We start from the raw sequence: 15,724 nt of genomic DNA on the forward strand, positions 1-15,724 counted from the left end.
CCGAGCGCTACCGGTGCTGGTTCCCCCCGGCCAGGTCGAGCCCGTCACGATTTCCAGGACGATGGCTTCGACGGGACGAGGTGTCACAGTGCAGGCAGCCGTAGCCGACGGTGGGCAGACCCCGTCGGCCCACCTCGAATCGGACCAGGGTACGCGCACAGCGCCCGCAGTCGTCGCCGAGTTGTCCACTGCCCGGTGCGATGCCGGGCCGTCGCCGCTGTGCCCGCCGCACCGCGTCGGCGAATGCCGCGTGTCGTGTGCGGAGCACGGTCCCAGGATCGGGACCGAGCAGCGAACGGGTCGAGGTCCAGACCACGTCGTCGATGACGGCGCTGGATTCCAGGATCGGAGTGCACGGACGGATGTTCACACCCCCGCGTTTGGCCGCCATCGCCTCCGCCGAAAGGTAGCCGTCGGGATCCGGCTCGACCCAGACTGTCACCGGCTCGGTGTCGACATCCTGTTCAGCAATCAGTTTGAGTGCCGGAATCAGGGGCTTCAACCCGACCAGCGGCGCCCGGGGCAGCCACATCTCGACAGATCCGGCGTTTGCCAGGTCGTCGCCAAGCAGTGCGGTGATGTCGTGGGTCACCCGTCGGGTCACGGACACGTTGTCGAGCGCCTCGGCCACTCCAACGATTCGCCCCCGTTCGAGCAGTTTCGCGAAGAACAGCGAGACCGCGTCCCGGCTGGTGCGATGCCGGTGCAGTTGGTCCAGGGCGGCGATCACCACGAGGTGGTCGCGGGCGCGGCTGGCCGCCACGTTCAGCAGCCGCGCGCCGGTACCTCCGGGCTCGCCCTCGGTGAACCAGCGGTGCAGCGGGCGTACACCGAGGCCGGTGTCCACGGTGTCGTACACGACGATGTCCCGCTCTCCGCCCTGGAACCGGTGCACCGTCGAGGCCGCCCAATCCTCCTGGTCGGGGTCCGGCAGCAGCGACTCCAGGAGGCTGGCCTGGGCGGCGAAGGGTGAGATCACACCGAGACTGGACACGTCGCCATCCGGGTCGGTGACGAGCCCGGCGACCAGTTGCACGTGCATCAGGTTGTACCGGGAGGACATGCCCTGCTTGCGGGCGGTCCGTGCGCCGAGTTGCGAGGTGTCGAGCAGGACGAGTTCACCCCCCGCCCAGTCCGCCCTGCTGTGTCGCGGCCGACTGGACACATTCTGCGCGGTGACGAGCGGGCTCTCCGGATAGAACGCCTCGCTCACCACACGGTTGATGTCGTTGCGCATGCGGTACTGCTCGGTGAGCGCCGCGAGCCGGCCCGGTGGGGACTTCCCGCCCACCGCGAGGTCCACAGCGGCCTTCTCGAACGGGCTCTTGAGTAGCCACTCCTGAGCGGACGGCGTGTCGGCGACGACAACCGGCGGCAGTTGGCGGAAGTCACCCGCGATGATGGTGTGACCGTCGCCCATACCCGCCACCAGCATCGCCAGCGCCGTCGTGGTCATGCTGGCCTCGTCAAGGATCACCACGTCGAACGTGAGCTCCCGTAGCGTCCGCAGAACCACCTGGTGCGAGGTGGCCGCCACCACCTCGGCCTCGCGGCAGACCTGCCGGCGCACCTGGTGCAGAGCCTCGTCGAGCTCCCGGATCACGGCGGTCGCTTCCGCCACGCCCCGCTCCAAGGTCAGGCGCTCCTGCTGGTCCTCGTCGTTGAGGTTGGCGTGCCGCCGTTGCAGGGCTTTGAGTCGTTGTCGCAGATCGCGGACGAGTTGTCCCTCTTGGACCCGCCTGCGGGCGAGGATCGCACCGCGCTTCGCGGCGATCTCGTCGATCAGGACATGCCCGTCGGCCCGTCCGACGAGAGCGGTGTCGGAGGGCTGACCGAGCCGGACCAGCCCGCCGCCGGCAAGCTCGGGAATCTCCTTCAGGACGGCTTTGACCGCGACATCGACGGCGGCATTGGTGGGCGCGGTGAGCAGGACGCGCAGCCCGCGTACGCAGAGTTCCGCCACCAGAGTGCCGATGGTGGTGGTCTTTCCCGTGCCCGGCGGCCCCCAGAGCCATGTGACACCCGGGGTGAGCGCGAGCTGGACGGCATGCCGTTGGCCTTGGTTGAGATGTGCGGCTCTTACGGCTGGTAAGTCGTCCGGCACGGCGGCCCGGCCGGCGTTCAACAGGGCGGCCGCGGCCTCGGCGTTGAAACCCGGCCCGCCGTCGGCCAACTCCCGAAGCCGCTTGCTCTGCGCGGAGAGCAGCCAGGAGAGGTCGCAGCGCAGCACGGCTTTCTCCGGTACGGCCGCTGCGGGCGGCACCGACAGGGTCAGCACGTCACCGAAGACCGACACCACTTCGACGTCGATCGGCGTGCCCTCGACAACGAGCGTCGCTTGGGCGCCTTCGGACACGCCGAGGTCACCCTCGGCCTCGAACCGCATCAGCGTCCGGGACGTCGTCTCGGCGACCACGAAACCACCACTGACCGGTACGTCCTGGAGGGTGCGGCGGTCGGTGACGGCTCGGAGTTCCTCCTGGAGTGCCCGGCCGGCCTGGGCAGCGATCCCTGGCCAAGCGGCGGGTACCGGCCCGGCGGGTGGGGTCGGCTCGTCCATGGGGATGCCGATGGAGGAGGCGATGTCACGGATCTCCACAGCGGCCCGGCGGGCGGTGGGTGATTCCAGCGGGCGTTGACGAGGAATGGCCGGTGTCGCCTCAGCCACCGGGGCGGCCCAGCCTCGCGGGATCCAGGTGTCCTCCCGCAGATCGGCGAGACCGTGCGTGGCGCAGGCGATGTAGAGGCCGCTGCTGTCGGTGCGCACACCGGTCTGCCGCAGCGCCGTGAGTAGATCCTCCTGCGGGATCGGTCCCTGCGACAGCGCCTGTCGCAGGGCCTTGACGAGCTTCCGCTCTGCGCCGACAGCCATCCCGACTCCCGCCACCCACGGCCTCGGCGGCAACCCCACACGGTGGCAGTGCCGCACCGCGCCGATCTGACGCAGGTGCCAGCGGATGTAGTCGCCAATCAACCTAGGGTGCGGACGGCGCGGTTGCCTGGTCCGACCGGACACAATCGCTGGCCCGACCGAACGCCGACGAGAACCTTCGTGATCGTCTTTGGTCCGACCGGCCGATGATCCTGGCACACTCGCGTCCGATCCACGATCAACAGCTGATCTTGCGTTCGGACGTCTCGGGCATGATCTGGATCATGACGAATCACCACTCGACCAGCCAAAACCTCGTCTACGGCCACGCGCAGATGCATGACTGCCTCGCCTTCGCAGACGGGAACACCGCCGCCGAGGAGGCAGCGGAGATCAGAGCGATCGCCGCCGCCCGCACCTGGGGCGAGGCACGGAGGATCCAGACGACCCATGTGACGAATCCCGCCGACCCGGAGAACTACAACCCCGAGGAGGACCCGGCCGACGAGGAGCCCTTCGACATCAACGAATTGGGATCGGTCGTGGAGGGAGACTGGCCGCCCATGGTGGCGGAACGGGCAGTCACTCTCTTGCCGGAGGAGCTGCGAACACGCTTCGGCGATCAGCAGGCCACCGTCCTCAACGGCGACCTGTTGGAGATCCCGCTGAGCAGCGAGACGGAGTTGGTGGCCGAGTTGCGGCGGCGCGGCTACCAGGTGCACCGCGACGACGAGCTGATCAACGTGCTCGACGGCCGCAGCTTCAGCCCGCTGGCCGACTGACACGGCGACGTGGACAGCCGCGAATCGCGTACGGAGCCGACACGGTTGGTGATCAGTTCAGGCCTGAGCGTCGGACCTGCACGAGCAGGTCGGACACCTCCCGTGTCATGGGGTCGTCCCGGCCGCGTTGCTCACTGAGGTCGGCGAGCAGTCGGCTCAGGGTCTGCTCCGCGTCGTCACGCTGCCCGGCACCGAGTTGCAGCAGACCGATCTGACGTCGCAGCTCGCTGGTGCGAGGGTCGCCGTCGCCGAAGAGCCGCCGCTGGTCTAGCAACAGTCCCTGCAATTCGTCCAGCGCCTCGCTGGGGTGCCCCGTCAGGGCGGTGCAGGTGGCCGCCTTCAGACGGCAACGCAGCGACCCCTCGTCGTCGCCCTGACCGGCGACGTCCACCGTGAGCTGTCGGTACTCCCGCCCCGCGCTGCGGTAGTCGCCGCCATCGAAGAGTACGTCGGCCCAGGCCAGCCGCAGTTCGAGCGCCTCCGGACCGGCCAGCCCCGACGTCCGGGCGGCGTCCGCGATCGCCGACTCCAGGAGGTCGGCGGCCTGGTCGTACCGAGACTGGGCGACGAGTCGGCGAACCTTCTCCGTGACCCTGCCACGGTTCGGCACGGCTGCCGCCGCTTGCGGGCGAGGCCGCGAGCCGGCCCCTTGACGCTGGTGCCTCGGTTGGGGCTTCTTGGCTGCTGCGGGTTCCGGTCGAATCGGTGCCACCGTCGACGCCGGTCCGGCCACGGGTTGCGGAGGTACGTTGCCGCTGCCCGTGACGCCGACGAAGACCTGGCTGAGCACTGCGGCGTACATCCGGGTGGGGCTGGGCGTGGCCGGCGGGTGGAGCGCTCCTGGCAGCGGACCCAGGGAGGTGCTCAGCGGCACCAGCCGACGGTAGACCGCGTGGGCGTCGGCAGGCCTGTCCTCGGGGCGTTTCTCCAGCAGTTGCAGCAGCAACTCCTCCAACGGAGCCGGGACGTCGTCACGCACGCTGCGGATCGGCGGCGGCCGGTGGGCGACCTGTTTGCTCATGACGTCGTACGAGGTCGCGCCCGTGAAGACCCGTTCCCCGGTCAGCATCTCGTGCAGGGTGCAGCCGAGTGCGTAGAGGTCGGTCGCGGGACCGGTGATGCTCGCCTGGATCTGCTCGGGTGCCATGTACGCGGGCGTGCCGAGCGGTTGACCGGTCACCGTGATCCTGGAGAAGTCGGGCTGGTCCGGGGCGACGGCCAGTCCGAAGTCGAGCACCTTCACCCCGCCGTCGGGTTCGAGCATGAGGTTGCTGGGCTTGAGATCGCGGTGCACCAGCGACGCGCTGTGGGCCACGGCCAGCACCGCGCAGACCTGGGCGGCGATGGCGCTGGCCCAGCCCACGGGGAGTGGGCCGTTCTCCGCGACCAGGTCCGCGATGCTGATGCCGTGGATCCGCTGCATCACCAGGAACGGTTGGTTGCCGTCGGTGCCGACGTCGTACACGGCCGGCACTCCGGGATGTTCCAGGCGGGCGGTGATCCGCGACTCGCGGACGAAGCGTCGGACGTAGTCCTTGTCGCTGAGACCGTTCGGGAACCGGATGAACTTCACGGCGATCTCGCGGTCGAGTTTCGTGTCCCGGCCGAGGTAGACCTCGCCCATCCCACCCCGGCCGATGGGCAGGTCGTCCAGCTCGTACCGGCTGTTGATCAGCCTCCCCATCGTGACTGCCTCTCGCTCGGTTCCGCCGCGTCCGACTGTGGAAGGTTAGTGGCCGTCCGGATCGGCCGTAGACCCCCGTGGCCCAGGCCGTGGAACCCCTGCTCCACCAGCTGTTGCCCCCGTACGGTCACCTCTCGCAGTCGCTCATCGGCGGTGAAGAGACGACGGAAGGCGTCCCCGTAGGTCCGTTGTGCGGCGAGGGGAAGCCGTGGCACCCGAACCCGACGCAGATCGGCCTGACCGGCGAGGGAGGTGCCGACCGAGGTACCCGCGCCCTGCCCGGCCCGAAGGAACCCGGCGAGGAAGTGCGGGTCGATCCGCTCCGGGGCGACCCGCAGCAGGTAGAGCCGGGGACCGAGCAGGGCTCCGGCCTCGGTGATCACCCGCACCACGGGTGTCCGGGGGGCCAACGGTGTCACCAGGTCGCCGGGCTGCAGGATGACGGCACCGTCGCGCCGGTGTGCCCGGCCGGTGGGTGGACGGCCGAGCCGTACGTCCTTCGCGGTGAGCAGCGGCTCGGTCCCGTCGTGGACGTCGGACGTGCCGACGGGGGCCTGCCGGAGCAGCAGGACCCCGGCTCGCACGAGATCCCCGATGGTCGTCGTGTCGGCGACTCCGTGCCGGGTGCCGGTGGTGAGGTCGGGCAGGTGCGACAGCAGATCGACGACCGATGCGGTCCACTGCTCGACGGCGGGCCGGTAGCCCTCCGACGGGTCGGCAGCGCTCAGCCAGCGGTACGGGCTGAGATCGACCTGCTCGTCGAGCAGGTCGATGATCGGCACGGCCTGGACTCCCGTCTCCGACCGACCGGTCGGGGGCGCCTGACCGGGCAGCGTCGCGAGGACGGTGTCGGTGTTCGCTTCGCCGACGAGCACGTGGCTGACTCGGGGCTCCCCGTCGGGCCGTCGGAGTACCCACAGGTCTGCGGCGGTAGCGCCGGGGGCCGTCGGGGGAAGGCTCAGCACGGCGAGCAGCACACCGGCCCGCAGGAGGTTGCCCCGGATGCGTCGTCCCGAGCGCCTGCTCGCCGCAGCCGCCGGCATCAGGATCACCACCCGTCCGCCGGGTCGTACCTGCGCCAGGCAGTGCTGGAGCCAGGCGAGTTCGGGCTCGGCCCGTGGCGGTAGCCCGTACGACCAGCGAGGGTCCTGCGGTGCCTCACCGTCCTGCCCCCACGAGCGGTCACCGAAGGGTGGGTCACAGATCACCGCGTCGACCGTGCCGTGACCCCCGCCGGGGCGGTGCAGGGAGTCGGCCGCCACGATCCGTGCGGGGGCACCGTGCAGCGCCAGTCGCGCGGCGGCGAGCCGGGCGGCGGTACGACTGACGTCCTGCCCGTACAGCTCGACGGCACCGCTGTCCCGAGCCGCGTCCAGCAGCCCTCCGGTACCGCAGGCCGGGTCGAGCACCCGCCCGCCGGACACGTCGGCGGCTCGAACCAGCAGGTGGGCGTGGGCGGTCTGAGTGCCGTCGTGTCTGCGTGAGTGGACCTCCAGGTAGCGCTCGTGGAGGAAGTCGAAGACGGCTCGGGGGTCTTCTCGCTGGGCCACCTCGGCGGTCAGCCGGACGATCGCCGTCCCCGCCTCGTCCGGGTCGTCGACCACGAACTCGGCGATCTCGGGAACCACAGCTCGGAGTGCGTCGGCGAGTCCACCGACCAGCGCACCGTCCGGCTGGTCGGCCAGGTGTCGCCACCGTTCAGGCGCGCGAGCGAGCAACGTCAGGAGACCGCCGACGTAGCCCAGCCGGTCACCGAGGTGCATGTCACCGGTCGCGCCGCGCAACTCCTGCCACAGGCGGTCGGTCGGACGGACAGTGAATGATCTGCCGTGCCGGGTGAGCCACCCGGTGACCTCCGTCAGGGAGTACTGCGGGCTGGCCGTGCTGCCGCCGACCGGTGTGGGGAAGTCGGGGAAGCGGCGGCGCCAGTTGCTGACCGCGGCCCGTCCGACGTTGGCCAGTCGGGCGATGTCTCCGGTGGCGACGGTGGCCACGCCGGTGCCTGCCGGTTCCACCGATTCAGCCCACCGCTCCCAGCCGGGTGAGGACGCCCCGGGACTGGAGTTCCGCGATGTGCTCGGCGGCCCGCAGTGGTGCCGATCCGCCGTGCACGAGCAGCCCGGCCTCGATGTTGCGGGTCGCCCCGGACTGGGTCAGGTTGGCGCTGGACACCAGGAGAGCGTGCCGGTCCGCCACCGCGATCTTGGCGTGCATCCTGGCCGGTCGTTCGGACCGCCGGTCGACCGGCCAGTGCCACAGCTCGACCCCGGGGACGTCGGCGAACGCGGCGGCGGGCTCTGCCCCGTGCAGCGCCCCCGCCCCACCGGCCACCGTCTCCACCACCACGGTGACCGCGACCCCCCGGGCGGTCGCCTCGGTCAGGGCCCGGAGCAGCGGCCGGTACGGTGTCGCCGAGTAGGTCATCAGCAGCAGTTCGGTCCGGGCGGAGCGGGCCAGGGACGTCAGCACCTGCGCGGTGGCGCGGACCGGCACCGGGTGGGTGCTCGGCCCGCTCCACACCGACTCGACCCGCGTGGCGGCGGACCGTTGGGCGTGCCCGGCTGCCAGGCCGCGCAGGTATGCGGCCGCTTCCCGCTCGGACAGCCCCGACACACTTCGGGCTGTCAACACCGCTGCAGCGACCTCGGCGAAGCCGGGCACCGGAACGGCGTGCCGCACCGCCTGCTCCGGCCATCCGGCACCGAGGCGGTCAGCCAGCACCCGCAGGTGCACCGATCCGAGTCGGTGCGCAGCGGCCTGCGCCGCCGCCTCGAACGCCGGATGCCAGGTCACGGTAGCTCGGGAAAGAGCGCCAGGCCCGGGTCGTCGACCGGTACGACGAAACGCCGGTCCAGGAACCGGTTCCCGCGTTCACATGTCGTCTCGGAGACGAACAGACAGACGTGACAGGCGGCACCGTGCAGGAACTCCGCCGGATCGTGCGGCAACCGCTCGGCGCAGAGCGGATCGGAGGAGCAGTGCATGGCGTCGGCGATCGCCCGTCGGGTGAGGCGGACCAGCGCGTTCGGTTCGGCCAGGGAGACCAGTCCACCGAGGGTGCCCTCGGCGTCGGGGACTGCGGTGTAGATGAGGATCCCGGCGCGGTGCGGATCCGCCTCGGTCCCGGCGTAGATCCGCTCCGACAGGCTCGCCGAACTGTAGCCACACTCCAGCGCGATGGTGCGGATCAGCAGGTGGGAGAGGGTGTGAAGGGCGATGAACCGCTCCCCCGGCCAGTGTTTCATCGGTTCGAACCCGCCCCGGATCCGGCCGGAGTAGCGGCTGCGCCGGAACCGCGCGTACGCCTCCCGGTGGGTCTGCATGGCCTCGGTGCCGGTGACCCGGGCGGTCCACTCGGTCAGCAGGTCCTCGGGGAGTCGGAGGAAGATGCCCTCTCCGCGTACCTCGCTGGCGGGCACCCATCCCGCCTTCTTCCTGGACAGAGGTGCCCGCAGGACCAGGTCCGGGTCCTGCGGGTCCGGCGCGTCGAGCCGGGTGAAACCGACCAGAGCCCGGACCTCCCGGAGGCGTTCGGCCTGGATGACGTCGGCGTAGACGTTCTTCAGCTCCGCCGGCACCCCCTCGGGGTCACGCCGCAGGGTGAAGTCGTCGGTGCCCGGCGGCAACCGCGTCGCGGAGAAGATCTCCCACTCCGGGGTACGCAGATCCGGGTATCCCCTCTCCTCCTCGGGTTCCGAGGCGTTGCGGTGGCGCTGGATCGCCGCCCACAGTTCCTCGTCGCTCCATCGGTCGAACCCCCTCAGGGCGGGGACGACGGTGCGCAGGTAGGGCAGCATCCCGATGCCCGGCATGTCCTTGAGGCTCTCCCAGGTCGCCGCGACCTTCGCCTGGAGTTCGCTGGCCCCGGTGGGAGGTACGGCCAGTGCGGAGAGAGTCTGGGCAAACCACTGGTTGGAGGCGCCGATCACCAGCAGTTTCAGCTCCCCCGGGCACTCCCCGGGGTCGAAGTCACCCAGGTGGGCGCGGCGTCCGCGGCATCGGGGCAGCTTGTCCGCGCCCCGCTGGCCCAGCACCTCCTTGAGGTTGCGGCGGGCCCCGCACGGCATGCACTTGATCTCGACGTTGGCACCGAGGTTCCCGCCCCGGTCGTCCATGCGCAGCTTCGGGTGGGAGGCGTTCGGGCACCCACCACCCTGGTGGACGAACTCGGAGTACGGGAAGTCGTCGAGGTGCCCGGCGGTGCAGGCGAGCACGAACCGGGCCGCCACGGCCATGGGTCGACGGCCGGTCTTCTTCCGACCGCAGGAGGCGTGGAAGAAGCGGGCCTCGTGCGGCTTGCGGGCCTTCGAGTTCTCGAAGTCGAAGGTGCTGCCCTCGATCGGGGCAAGGTCGTCGCAGGCGGTGCAGCGGAGCCAGCCGGGGAAGGGCGTGATCGGCACCCCGACCTTCGCCGCCTGGCTGTTGGGGTCGTCGGCCCCCTCCATCCACGGCGCCGGACGCAGCTCTTCGAGAGCCGGATCGTGGAGGAACCGGCGCACCTCGGCGAGGAGGCGGGGTTCGACGATCGGCGAGAACTCGGGTACCGCCTTGTGGTCCCAGTCGTCGAGGCCACGGACCAGGACCGAGAAGTTCGGCAGGTCGACGACCGCGCCGACACCGGTGGTGAACATCAGGTGGCTGGGGCGTACGGTGCCGACCCGCCGGAAGAACCTGCCCGCCATCACTTGCCCTTTCCGGTCAGCGTCGTCTCGCCCAACTCGTCCCCGTCCGGCAGGTCCTCGTCCCGGGCGTTGCCCTCGGGTGGGCCGAAGGCCCACTGTGGTGCGCCGTACAGGGGGTCGAGAATCCTGCCGCCGGCCGGCAGTACCAGGTTGATCTCGTTCTCCGTCTCCCGCATCGACTGTCCGACGGTCAGCTCGGTCCACCGCTCGTTGCCGGCCCGCTCCAACAGGCCGGTGAGCTGCTGCTGTTTGAAGGAACCCCGGTCGTATCCGAGCCGGGTCAGGCCGGTCCGCCGCTTGTTCCAGATGTCACGGAGCGTGTTGATCCGCTCGGAGAGGTAGTCGCGGCCCCGTTCACCGGCGATCGCCTCCGCCCGCCGCAGGAACCGGTCGAGGACCCGCTGCACCTGCGGCCCGTCGAGCGGGACGTCGTGGGCGTCGGTGTTGCGGGAGAACTCCTCCTGCGCGTGGCGCACGGCCGCGATCAGGGTCGCTGCGGTCCCCCGGTCCAGCGCCCGCCGGGTGTACGGGGTGACCGAGAGCGCCTCCACCTGCCGGTAGAAGGTGGCGTGGTAGTACTCGAAGTCCTCGTAGTGGGCGAGGTCGCGGGGCCGGGTCCAGTTGTAGAGGGTGACCACCAGGCCGGGGCGGCGGGGGTCCCGGCCGACCCGGGAGGATGCTTGGATGTACTCGGCGGTGTTCTTGGGCTGGCCGGTGACCACCATCAGACCGAACCGGGACACGTCCACCCCGACCTGCAGCATCGAGGTGGCGAGGACCGCGTCGACGGGAAGCCGACCCTCGTTCTGCCGCTTGTAGAAGCGGTCGGTGACCGGGTGCAGGTTGAGTCGCGGGTGGGAGGCCGTCTTGGCCTTCTGCGCCTCCCGCATGTCGGCGAAGATCGCCTTGCGCCGGGCTGTGGTGTCGAGCTCCGGGTCGAACCCGATCTCCAGCCGCTTGAGCACGTCGCTGATGTCACCGGAGGAGATCCGGGAGGTCAACTCCTGCACGTTGAGGGTGAGCGGGCCGACGATCCGGTCGGAGAGTCCCTTGCGGCGACCGTGGGTCCGGACCCTCGTCGTCACGTCGTCGTCGAGCAGCCGCCGCATCCCGGCGAGTTCCCGGGTGGCGCTGAAGTAGCCGACGGTCGTCAGGTACGGGTCGGCGGGTGCACCGTACCTGTCGAAGAGGGTCTGGCCGGCGAGCAGCAGGATCTCCGCGACCCGGATCTCGGCGGACTTCATCCGGACCCCGTGGGCGCAGATACCGAGGTAACGGCGACCCGGGTTGTCGATGGTGACCGGGACCTGGCGGCTGAAGAAGGTGTCGGTGATGTCGACGACCGGCGGCGGGAACACTGCGAGGTCCCGCCCGAACACCCCGAGCACCTGTTCGCGGGCGCGTTTGGTGGTGGCCGTCGACGCCACGATCTTCGGACCGGTCTCGCCGCCACCGGGCAGTGGCCAGGTGCAGAGCTCGTCGACGGCCGCCTCGAAGAGACCCACCGTGGTGCCGAGCGCACCGGAGATCAGGTGCAGCTCGTCCTGGATGATCAGATCCGGCGGGCGCAGCCGCACCACGGGTTGACTGGTGACCGCCGCGAGGCTGCCCTTCTTGTTGTGCCGGGCACCGCAGTTGACCCGCCCGTCGAGGTCGTCGTGCCGGTACCCGTGGCGGGAGCAGCGTTGCCGGACCCGGCCGAAGAGCAGCCCGGCGTAGCCGCGCCACGGCAGCTGGGCCAGCTTGTCGACGGTGGCGATGACCAGACTGGGGGCGTACCGGTAGATCTCCTCGTCGACGGTGAGGATCGGCAGCCCCTCCCTGCTGCGCGTACGGGAGAACGGGCAGGCGTCGGCCCCCTCCCCCTCGGCGCAGAAGAGCAGGACCCGGCGGAGGTCCTCCTTCGCTTCCAGGTCGTGCTCGGCGCGCAGCTTGGCCCCACACCACGGGCAGCTCAACGTCTGCAGGACGTTCGTGTACTTGCCGTGTCCGGCCTCCCGCGCCTCGGCGATCTGCTGGGCGGCCTCGTCGTACCAGTTCGGGGAGACACCGCCGCCGACCCAGAGTCCGATCCGGAACGGTTCCGCGCCCCAGGTCCGCTCGTCGTCCTGGCGCAGCACCTCGGCGGCGCAGACCAACGCGGCGGCCCGCTGGAACTGCTGGGCGGTGAGCAGCCGCAGCGTGTACCGCATCAGCACCGCCACCCCGGCGTCGCCACTGCGGGCGTCGATCCCGGTCCCGACCACCCCCTGGAGGCGACGGATGGCGAAGGTGAACGCGGTCAACCCGAGGTAGGCCTCGGTCTTGCCGCCGCCGGTCGGGAAGAACAGCAGGTCGACGGTGGCCTGCGCGTCGGCGGCCCGCTCCGGGTGCGCCGGGTCGGTCAGCGACGGCAGGTTGAGCAGCACGAACGCGAGCTGGAACGGCCGCCAGGAGGCGGCAGCCGCGCCGTGGGCGTCGATGTCGGCCTTGGCCTGCGCGTACGACAGGCCTTTCTCCTCACGCAGCCGGGCTACCTCACTGTGCCGACGTTGCAACGCCATGGCCTGGTTGGCGAAACGGAACGCGGCGAGCGCCTCGGCGTGCCGGGGTTCCTCCGGATTGGTGAGCAGGGCGATGCCGGCCCGGATCCGGGTGGCGGCCCGCCGGGCGACGAAGACCGCCTCCACGGCGGCCGGGCGCAGCGGCTCCGGCAACCCGGGGATCTTGGCTTCCTCGTCGTCGAGCCAATTCTCGTACCCGTCGGCGAGGACCGCGAGTCCGGTGCGGAGCCGGTCGATGTCCGCAGCCGCCAGGGCGTCCATGGACAGTTCGACCCCGGCAAGCCGCGTCCCCTTGCCGACCGGTGCGACAGTCGCCGGAACGTCGTAGGTGGGCAGCCAGGTGGTGAAGAGTTTGTACGCGCGACGCTGCCCGTCGCGGACCCACGGGTGGACGGCGACGTTGCGGCCGGCGGCGTACCGGCGTTGCGCCCGGTAGAGCAGCCGCAGGTGCACCTCCTCCCCTTGGCCGTCGCTGAGACCCTTCACCCCGTCGAGCGGATCGTCGACGGGTAGGAAGACCGCCGCCTGCCCGTCGAGCGCGGTCACGGTGAGCGAGGACTGGAACAGCCATGCCGTGTCGGCGTTGCTCTCCGGTTCGACCTGCGTGTTGACCAGCGCGATCTGCACCACCCGCTGGCCGTCCCGGGGCCGCACCTCGACGGCCAGGTGGACCCCGGGCGCGTCCTGGTCGGCCACCGTCAACGGAAGCCGGTACGACGTCTCCCCGTCGAGCCGGACCTCCCTGGCGTAGGAGACCGGCTCCCGGTACCAGACGCGCTTGGACTTCCCCGCCTCGTCCTCGGTGACCCGCAGGTCGTATCGGCCCCACTCGGCGGTCACCGACAGCACGTCGGTGTCGTCGGCGACGGCGAAGGAGAGGCCCATCGACGACGCCCACATCTTGCCCAGGTTCAGCGGGGTGACCACCTCGGGCAGCTCGGCCTCACTGCCGTCACCCTGGGTGGCCGCGTCGACGTCCTGGACGCCTGCCGCGTCGGTCCGCTCCGCACGGGGACGCTGCTTCGGGCCGAGCATCCCGACCAGGTACCGCTCGCGTGGCCCCATCGCACCCGGGCGGAACTCCTCGTCCTCCCCGTCCCACGGGCCGAGCAGGTCCCGCCCGATCAGCTCCTCCACCTCGTCGCGCACCTGGTAGGAGGTCGCCTCGGGGAAGCTCTGAGCCCGGTCCAGAGCCGGGGTGTCCGCCCCCTCGTCGCCGGAGAGGGCGAGGGCCTGTTGCTCTCCTCGGGGGTGCGGGAAGAGTCCGCCCTGAACATCGGCCTTCACTGCGGCCTCCTCGCCTTCGGGATGTGCAACGTGCAGCACTCGGTGGCGTCGTCGCGCAACTGGTTCCAGGACCGGTTCCGGCCGACCGGCTGGTCGAGGCTGTTGAGCGCCACCGCTGCGGCCAGGACGTCCGGCGCGTCGGACTCCCGGTAACGCCGACCGGCACCTCCGACGTTGCGCCTGAGGATCTCTTTCGGATCGGTGAGGGTTCCGGTGTCCCGGTTGCGGTACTGCCTGGGCACCTGCCAACCGGTGACGGTCCTGGTCAGCGCGTCGGGGAACAGCAGGAGCCACGCCTCCACCTCGGCCACCGACAACACGTAGTGCGCGCTGGGGACCTCGGCACGCAACGCCGTCTGGACCCGCCCGCGTGCTTCGAGGTACTCGTCGCCGTCGGTCCGGTCGAAGTCCTCGTGGACGAAGAGGCAGGCCAACTCGGCTCGTTCCCTGGCTGCCTTCGCCCTGGCCTGCCGTCCGAGTGTCCGAGCCCGGTCGGCCAGGGTGGCGGGGCTCTTCGCCTCGTGCAGCCGGATCGAGTCGTTGATCTCCACCAGCCGGCCCTGCATCGCGGGGCACAACTTCTCCAGGACCACCCGCAGGCACTCACGGTCGTTACGGTCCTCGCCTGCCAACACCACCACCGGTCGCTTCGTGGCCCGGACGGCGGTCCCTCCCCGCCGGGTCACAGGTCACCGCCGAGCGCTCCGGAGAACCAGAGGTCACCGAGAGGCATGCCCTCGCTGGCCGTCACGATCTCCTCGATGTGGTCAGCAGTCAGGGCGGGAATGGCCGAGGACCCGTCGGCATGTCGCTCGCAGACCACCAGTTCCTCCGGGGACAGCCGGTCGGCGAGAGCCGGGGAGTGGGTGGCGATGAGGAACTGGGTCCGCTCGCTGGCTTCACGCAGCCGCTCCACGAGAAGTGCGAGGGCCTGCGGGTGCAGCCCGTGGTCGATCTCCTCGACGCAGGTCAACGCGGGAGGACTCGGGTCGTAGAGCAAGGCCAGCAGCCCGAGCAGCCGGATCGTGCCGTAGGAGGCGTCGGCGAGCTGCGTGGGTCGACGCAGGCCCCGCTCGTGCAGCACGACGACCACCTCGCGGGCCGCCCCCGACGGGTAGTCGAAGTCGATGTCTTCGAGCTGCGGCAGCACTTCCTGTGCATCCTCCACCAGACGCTGCCACGCACCCTCGTCCCGACTTCTCAGTGCGAGCAGGAACCCGGCGAGGTTCGCTGCTCCGTCGTCGAGCGTCTCGGTCTTGGCCCGGGGAAACCGCGACGCCTGCCGCGCCGAGTCGACACGCACGTCGAAGACCCGGAAGGAGGCGAGCCGCTGGGCGACAGTGGAGACCTCCGACCCGCCCTCGTCGTCGGAGAGCCGGGGAAGGGTCGAGAGCCCGCTACTGAGTGCGTTGATGCCGATCTCCCGTTCACCGCCCCCGCGCCCGGTGTCGACGACGTTGACCTTCTGGCCGTTGATGGTGATCCGACGACCCCGGCCCTGGGTGCGCTTGAAGGCGAACCTCTCCCGCCGGGAAAGGGTGCCGTGCCGAAGGCGCGTGACGCGGAGTTGATACTCGTCGGGGGCGTTCAGGCTGCTGTGCGTCGTCCACATCGCGGTCAGCTTGATCTGCATGTGGGTAGGAGCCTTCTCCCCACCCCTGAAGGCCACCTCGTCGAAGCCGCCACGCAGGTCGAGCGCCGGCTGCAGGTCGGTGCCGATGACGTCGGCCAGGAACCGGAACACGTCGAGCAGGTTGGTCTTACCGGCACCGTTCGGTCCGACCAGCACGTTCAGCGGGCGCAGCGGCAACGTGACCTTCCGCAGGCTACGGAAGTTCTCCACCTCGACCGCGAGAAGCCGCTTCTCCATCAGG

General features: G+C 70.5%; 9 protein-coding genes. 1 reads left to right on the top strand and 8 read right to left on the bottom strand.

From position 1 onward, the window contains the following. Positions 1 to 7: 7 nt before the first annotated feature. A complete protein-coding gene (locus WHN02_RS20240) occupies positions 8 to 2,872 on the bottom strand; it encodes a DEAD/DEAH box helicase (protein WP_434740275.1) in 2,865 nt (954 codons plus the stop codon). Between the two features lie 206 nt (positions 2,873 to 3,078). On the opposite strand from WHN02_RS20240, the gene WHN02_RS20245 reads away from it, so the two are divergent. Continuing rightward, positions 3,079 to 3,654, top strand: a complete 576-nt coding sequence (locus WHN02_RS20245; RefSeq protein ID WP_434740276.1) for a hypothetical protein — start codon at positions 3,079 to 3,081, stop codon at positions 3,652 to 3,654. Between the two features lie 52 nt (positions 3,655 to 3,706). On the opposite strand, the gene WHN02_RS20250 is transcribed toward WHN02_RS20245, so the two are convergent. Genes WHN02_RS20250 through WHN02_RS20280 form a run of 7 tightly spaced genes read right to left on the bottom strand, consistent with a single transcriptional unit; the run spans position 3,707 to position 15,720 of the window. Further along, a complete protein-coding gene (locus tag WHN02_RS20250; protein ID WP_434740277.1) occupies positions 3,707 to 5,338 on the bottom strand; it encodes a protein kinase domain-containing protein in 1,632 nt (543 codons plus the stop codon). Then, positions 5,326 to 7,353, bottom strand: coding sequence for an N-6 DNA methylase (locus WHN02_RS20255; RefSeq protein WP_434740278.1), 2,028 nt, complete (start codon positions 7,351 to 7,353; stop codon positions 5,326 to 5,328). Before WHN02_RS20255 ends, WHN02_RS20250 begins: the two co-directional genes overlap by 13 nt. A gap of 4 nt (positions 7,354 to 7,357) precedes the next feature. Further along, positions 7,358 to 8,131 carry a DISARM system phospholipase D-like protein DrmC gene (gene drmC, locus WHN02_RS20260; RefSeq protein WP_434740279.1) on the bottom strand — a complete coding sequence of 258 codons (774 nt, stop codon included), beginning with the start codon at positions 8,129 to 8,131 and terminating at the stop codon, positions 7,358 to 7,360. Then, entirely contained in the window at positions 8,128 to 10,020 is a 1,893-nt protein-coding gene (gene drmB, locus WHN02_RS20265) for a DrmB family protein (RefSeq protein ID WP_434740280.1), read from the bottom strand. Before drmB ends, drmC begins: the two co-directional genes overlap by 4 nt. Further along, on the bottom strand, positions 10,020 to 13,850 hold the full coding sequence (gene drmA, locus WHN02_RS20270) for a DISARM system helicase DrmA (protein WP_434740281.1): 3,831 nt from the start codon (positions 13,848 to 13,850) through the stop codon (positions 10,020 to 10,022). The genes drmB and drmA overlap by 1 nt, the downstream gene beginning before the upstream one ends. Next, positions 13,847 to 14,536, bottom strand: coding sequence for a hypothetical protein (locus WHN02_RS20275; protein ID WP_434740282.1), 690 nt, complete (start codon positions 14,534 to 14,536; stop codon positions 13,847 to 13,849). The genes drmA and WHN02_RS20275 overlap by 4 nt, the downstream gene beginning before the upstream one ends. Then, positions 14,533 to 15,720 carry an AAA family ATPase gene (locus tag WHN02_RS20280; protein ID WP_434740283.1) on the bottom strand — a complete coding sequence of 396 codons (1,188 nt, stop codon included), beginning with the start codon at positions 15,718 to 15,720 and terminating at the stop codon, positions 14,533 to 14,535. Before WHN02_RS20280 ends, WHN02_RS20275 begins: the two co-directional genes overlap by 4 nt. Between the last annotated feature and the right edge of the window lie 4 nt (positions 15,721 to 15,724).

Origin of the sequence: Micromonospora sp. SH-82, from assembly GCF_051132485.1 — a bacterium.
Taxonomy (GTDB): domain Bacteria; phylum Actinomycetota; class Actinomycetes; order Mycobacteriales; family Micromonosporaceae; genus Micromonospora.

Excerpts from the sequence above, each read along its gene's own strand:
- WHN02_RS20245 (WP_434740276.1), top strand. The coding sequence starts at position 3,079 with ATGATCCTGGCACACTCGCGTCCGATCCACGATCAACAGCTGATCTTG.
- WHN02_RS20250 (WP_434740277.1), bottom strand. The coding sequence starts at position 5,338 with ATGGGGAGGCTGATCAACAGCCGGTACGAGCTGGACGACCTGCCCATC.
- WHN02_RS20240 (WP_434740275.1), bottom strand. The coding sequence starts at position 2,872 with ATGGCTGTCGGCGCAGAGCGGAAGCTCGTCAAGGCCCTGCGACAGGCG.
- drmB (WP_434740280.1), bottom strand. The coding sequence starts at position 10,020 with ATGGCGGGCAGGTTCTTCCGGCGGGTCGGCACCGTACGCCCCAGCCAC.
- WHN02_RS20280 (WP_434740283.1), bottom strand. The coding sequence starts at position 15,720 with ATGGAGAAGCGGCTTCTCGCGGTCGAGGTGGAGAACTTCCGTAGCCTG.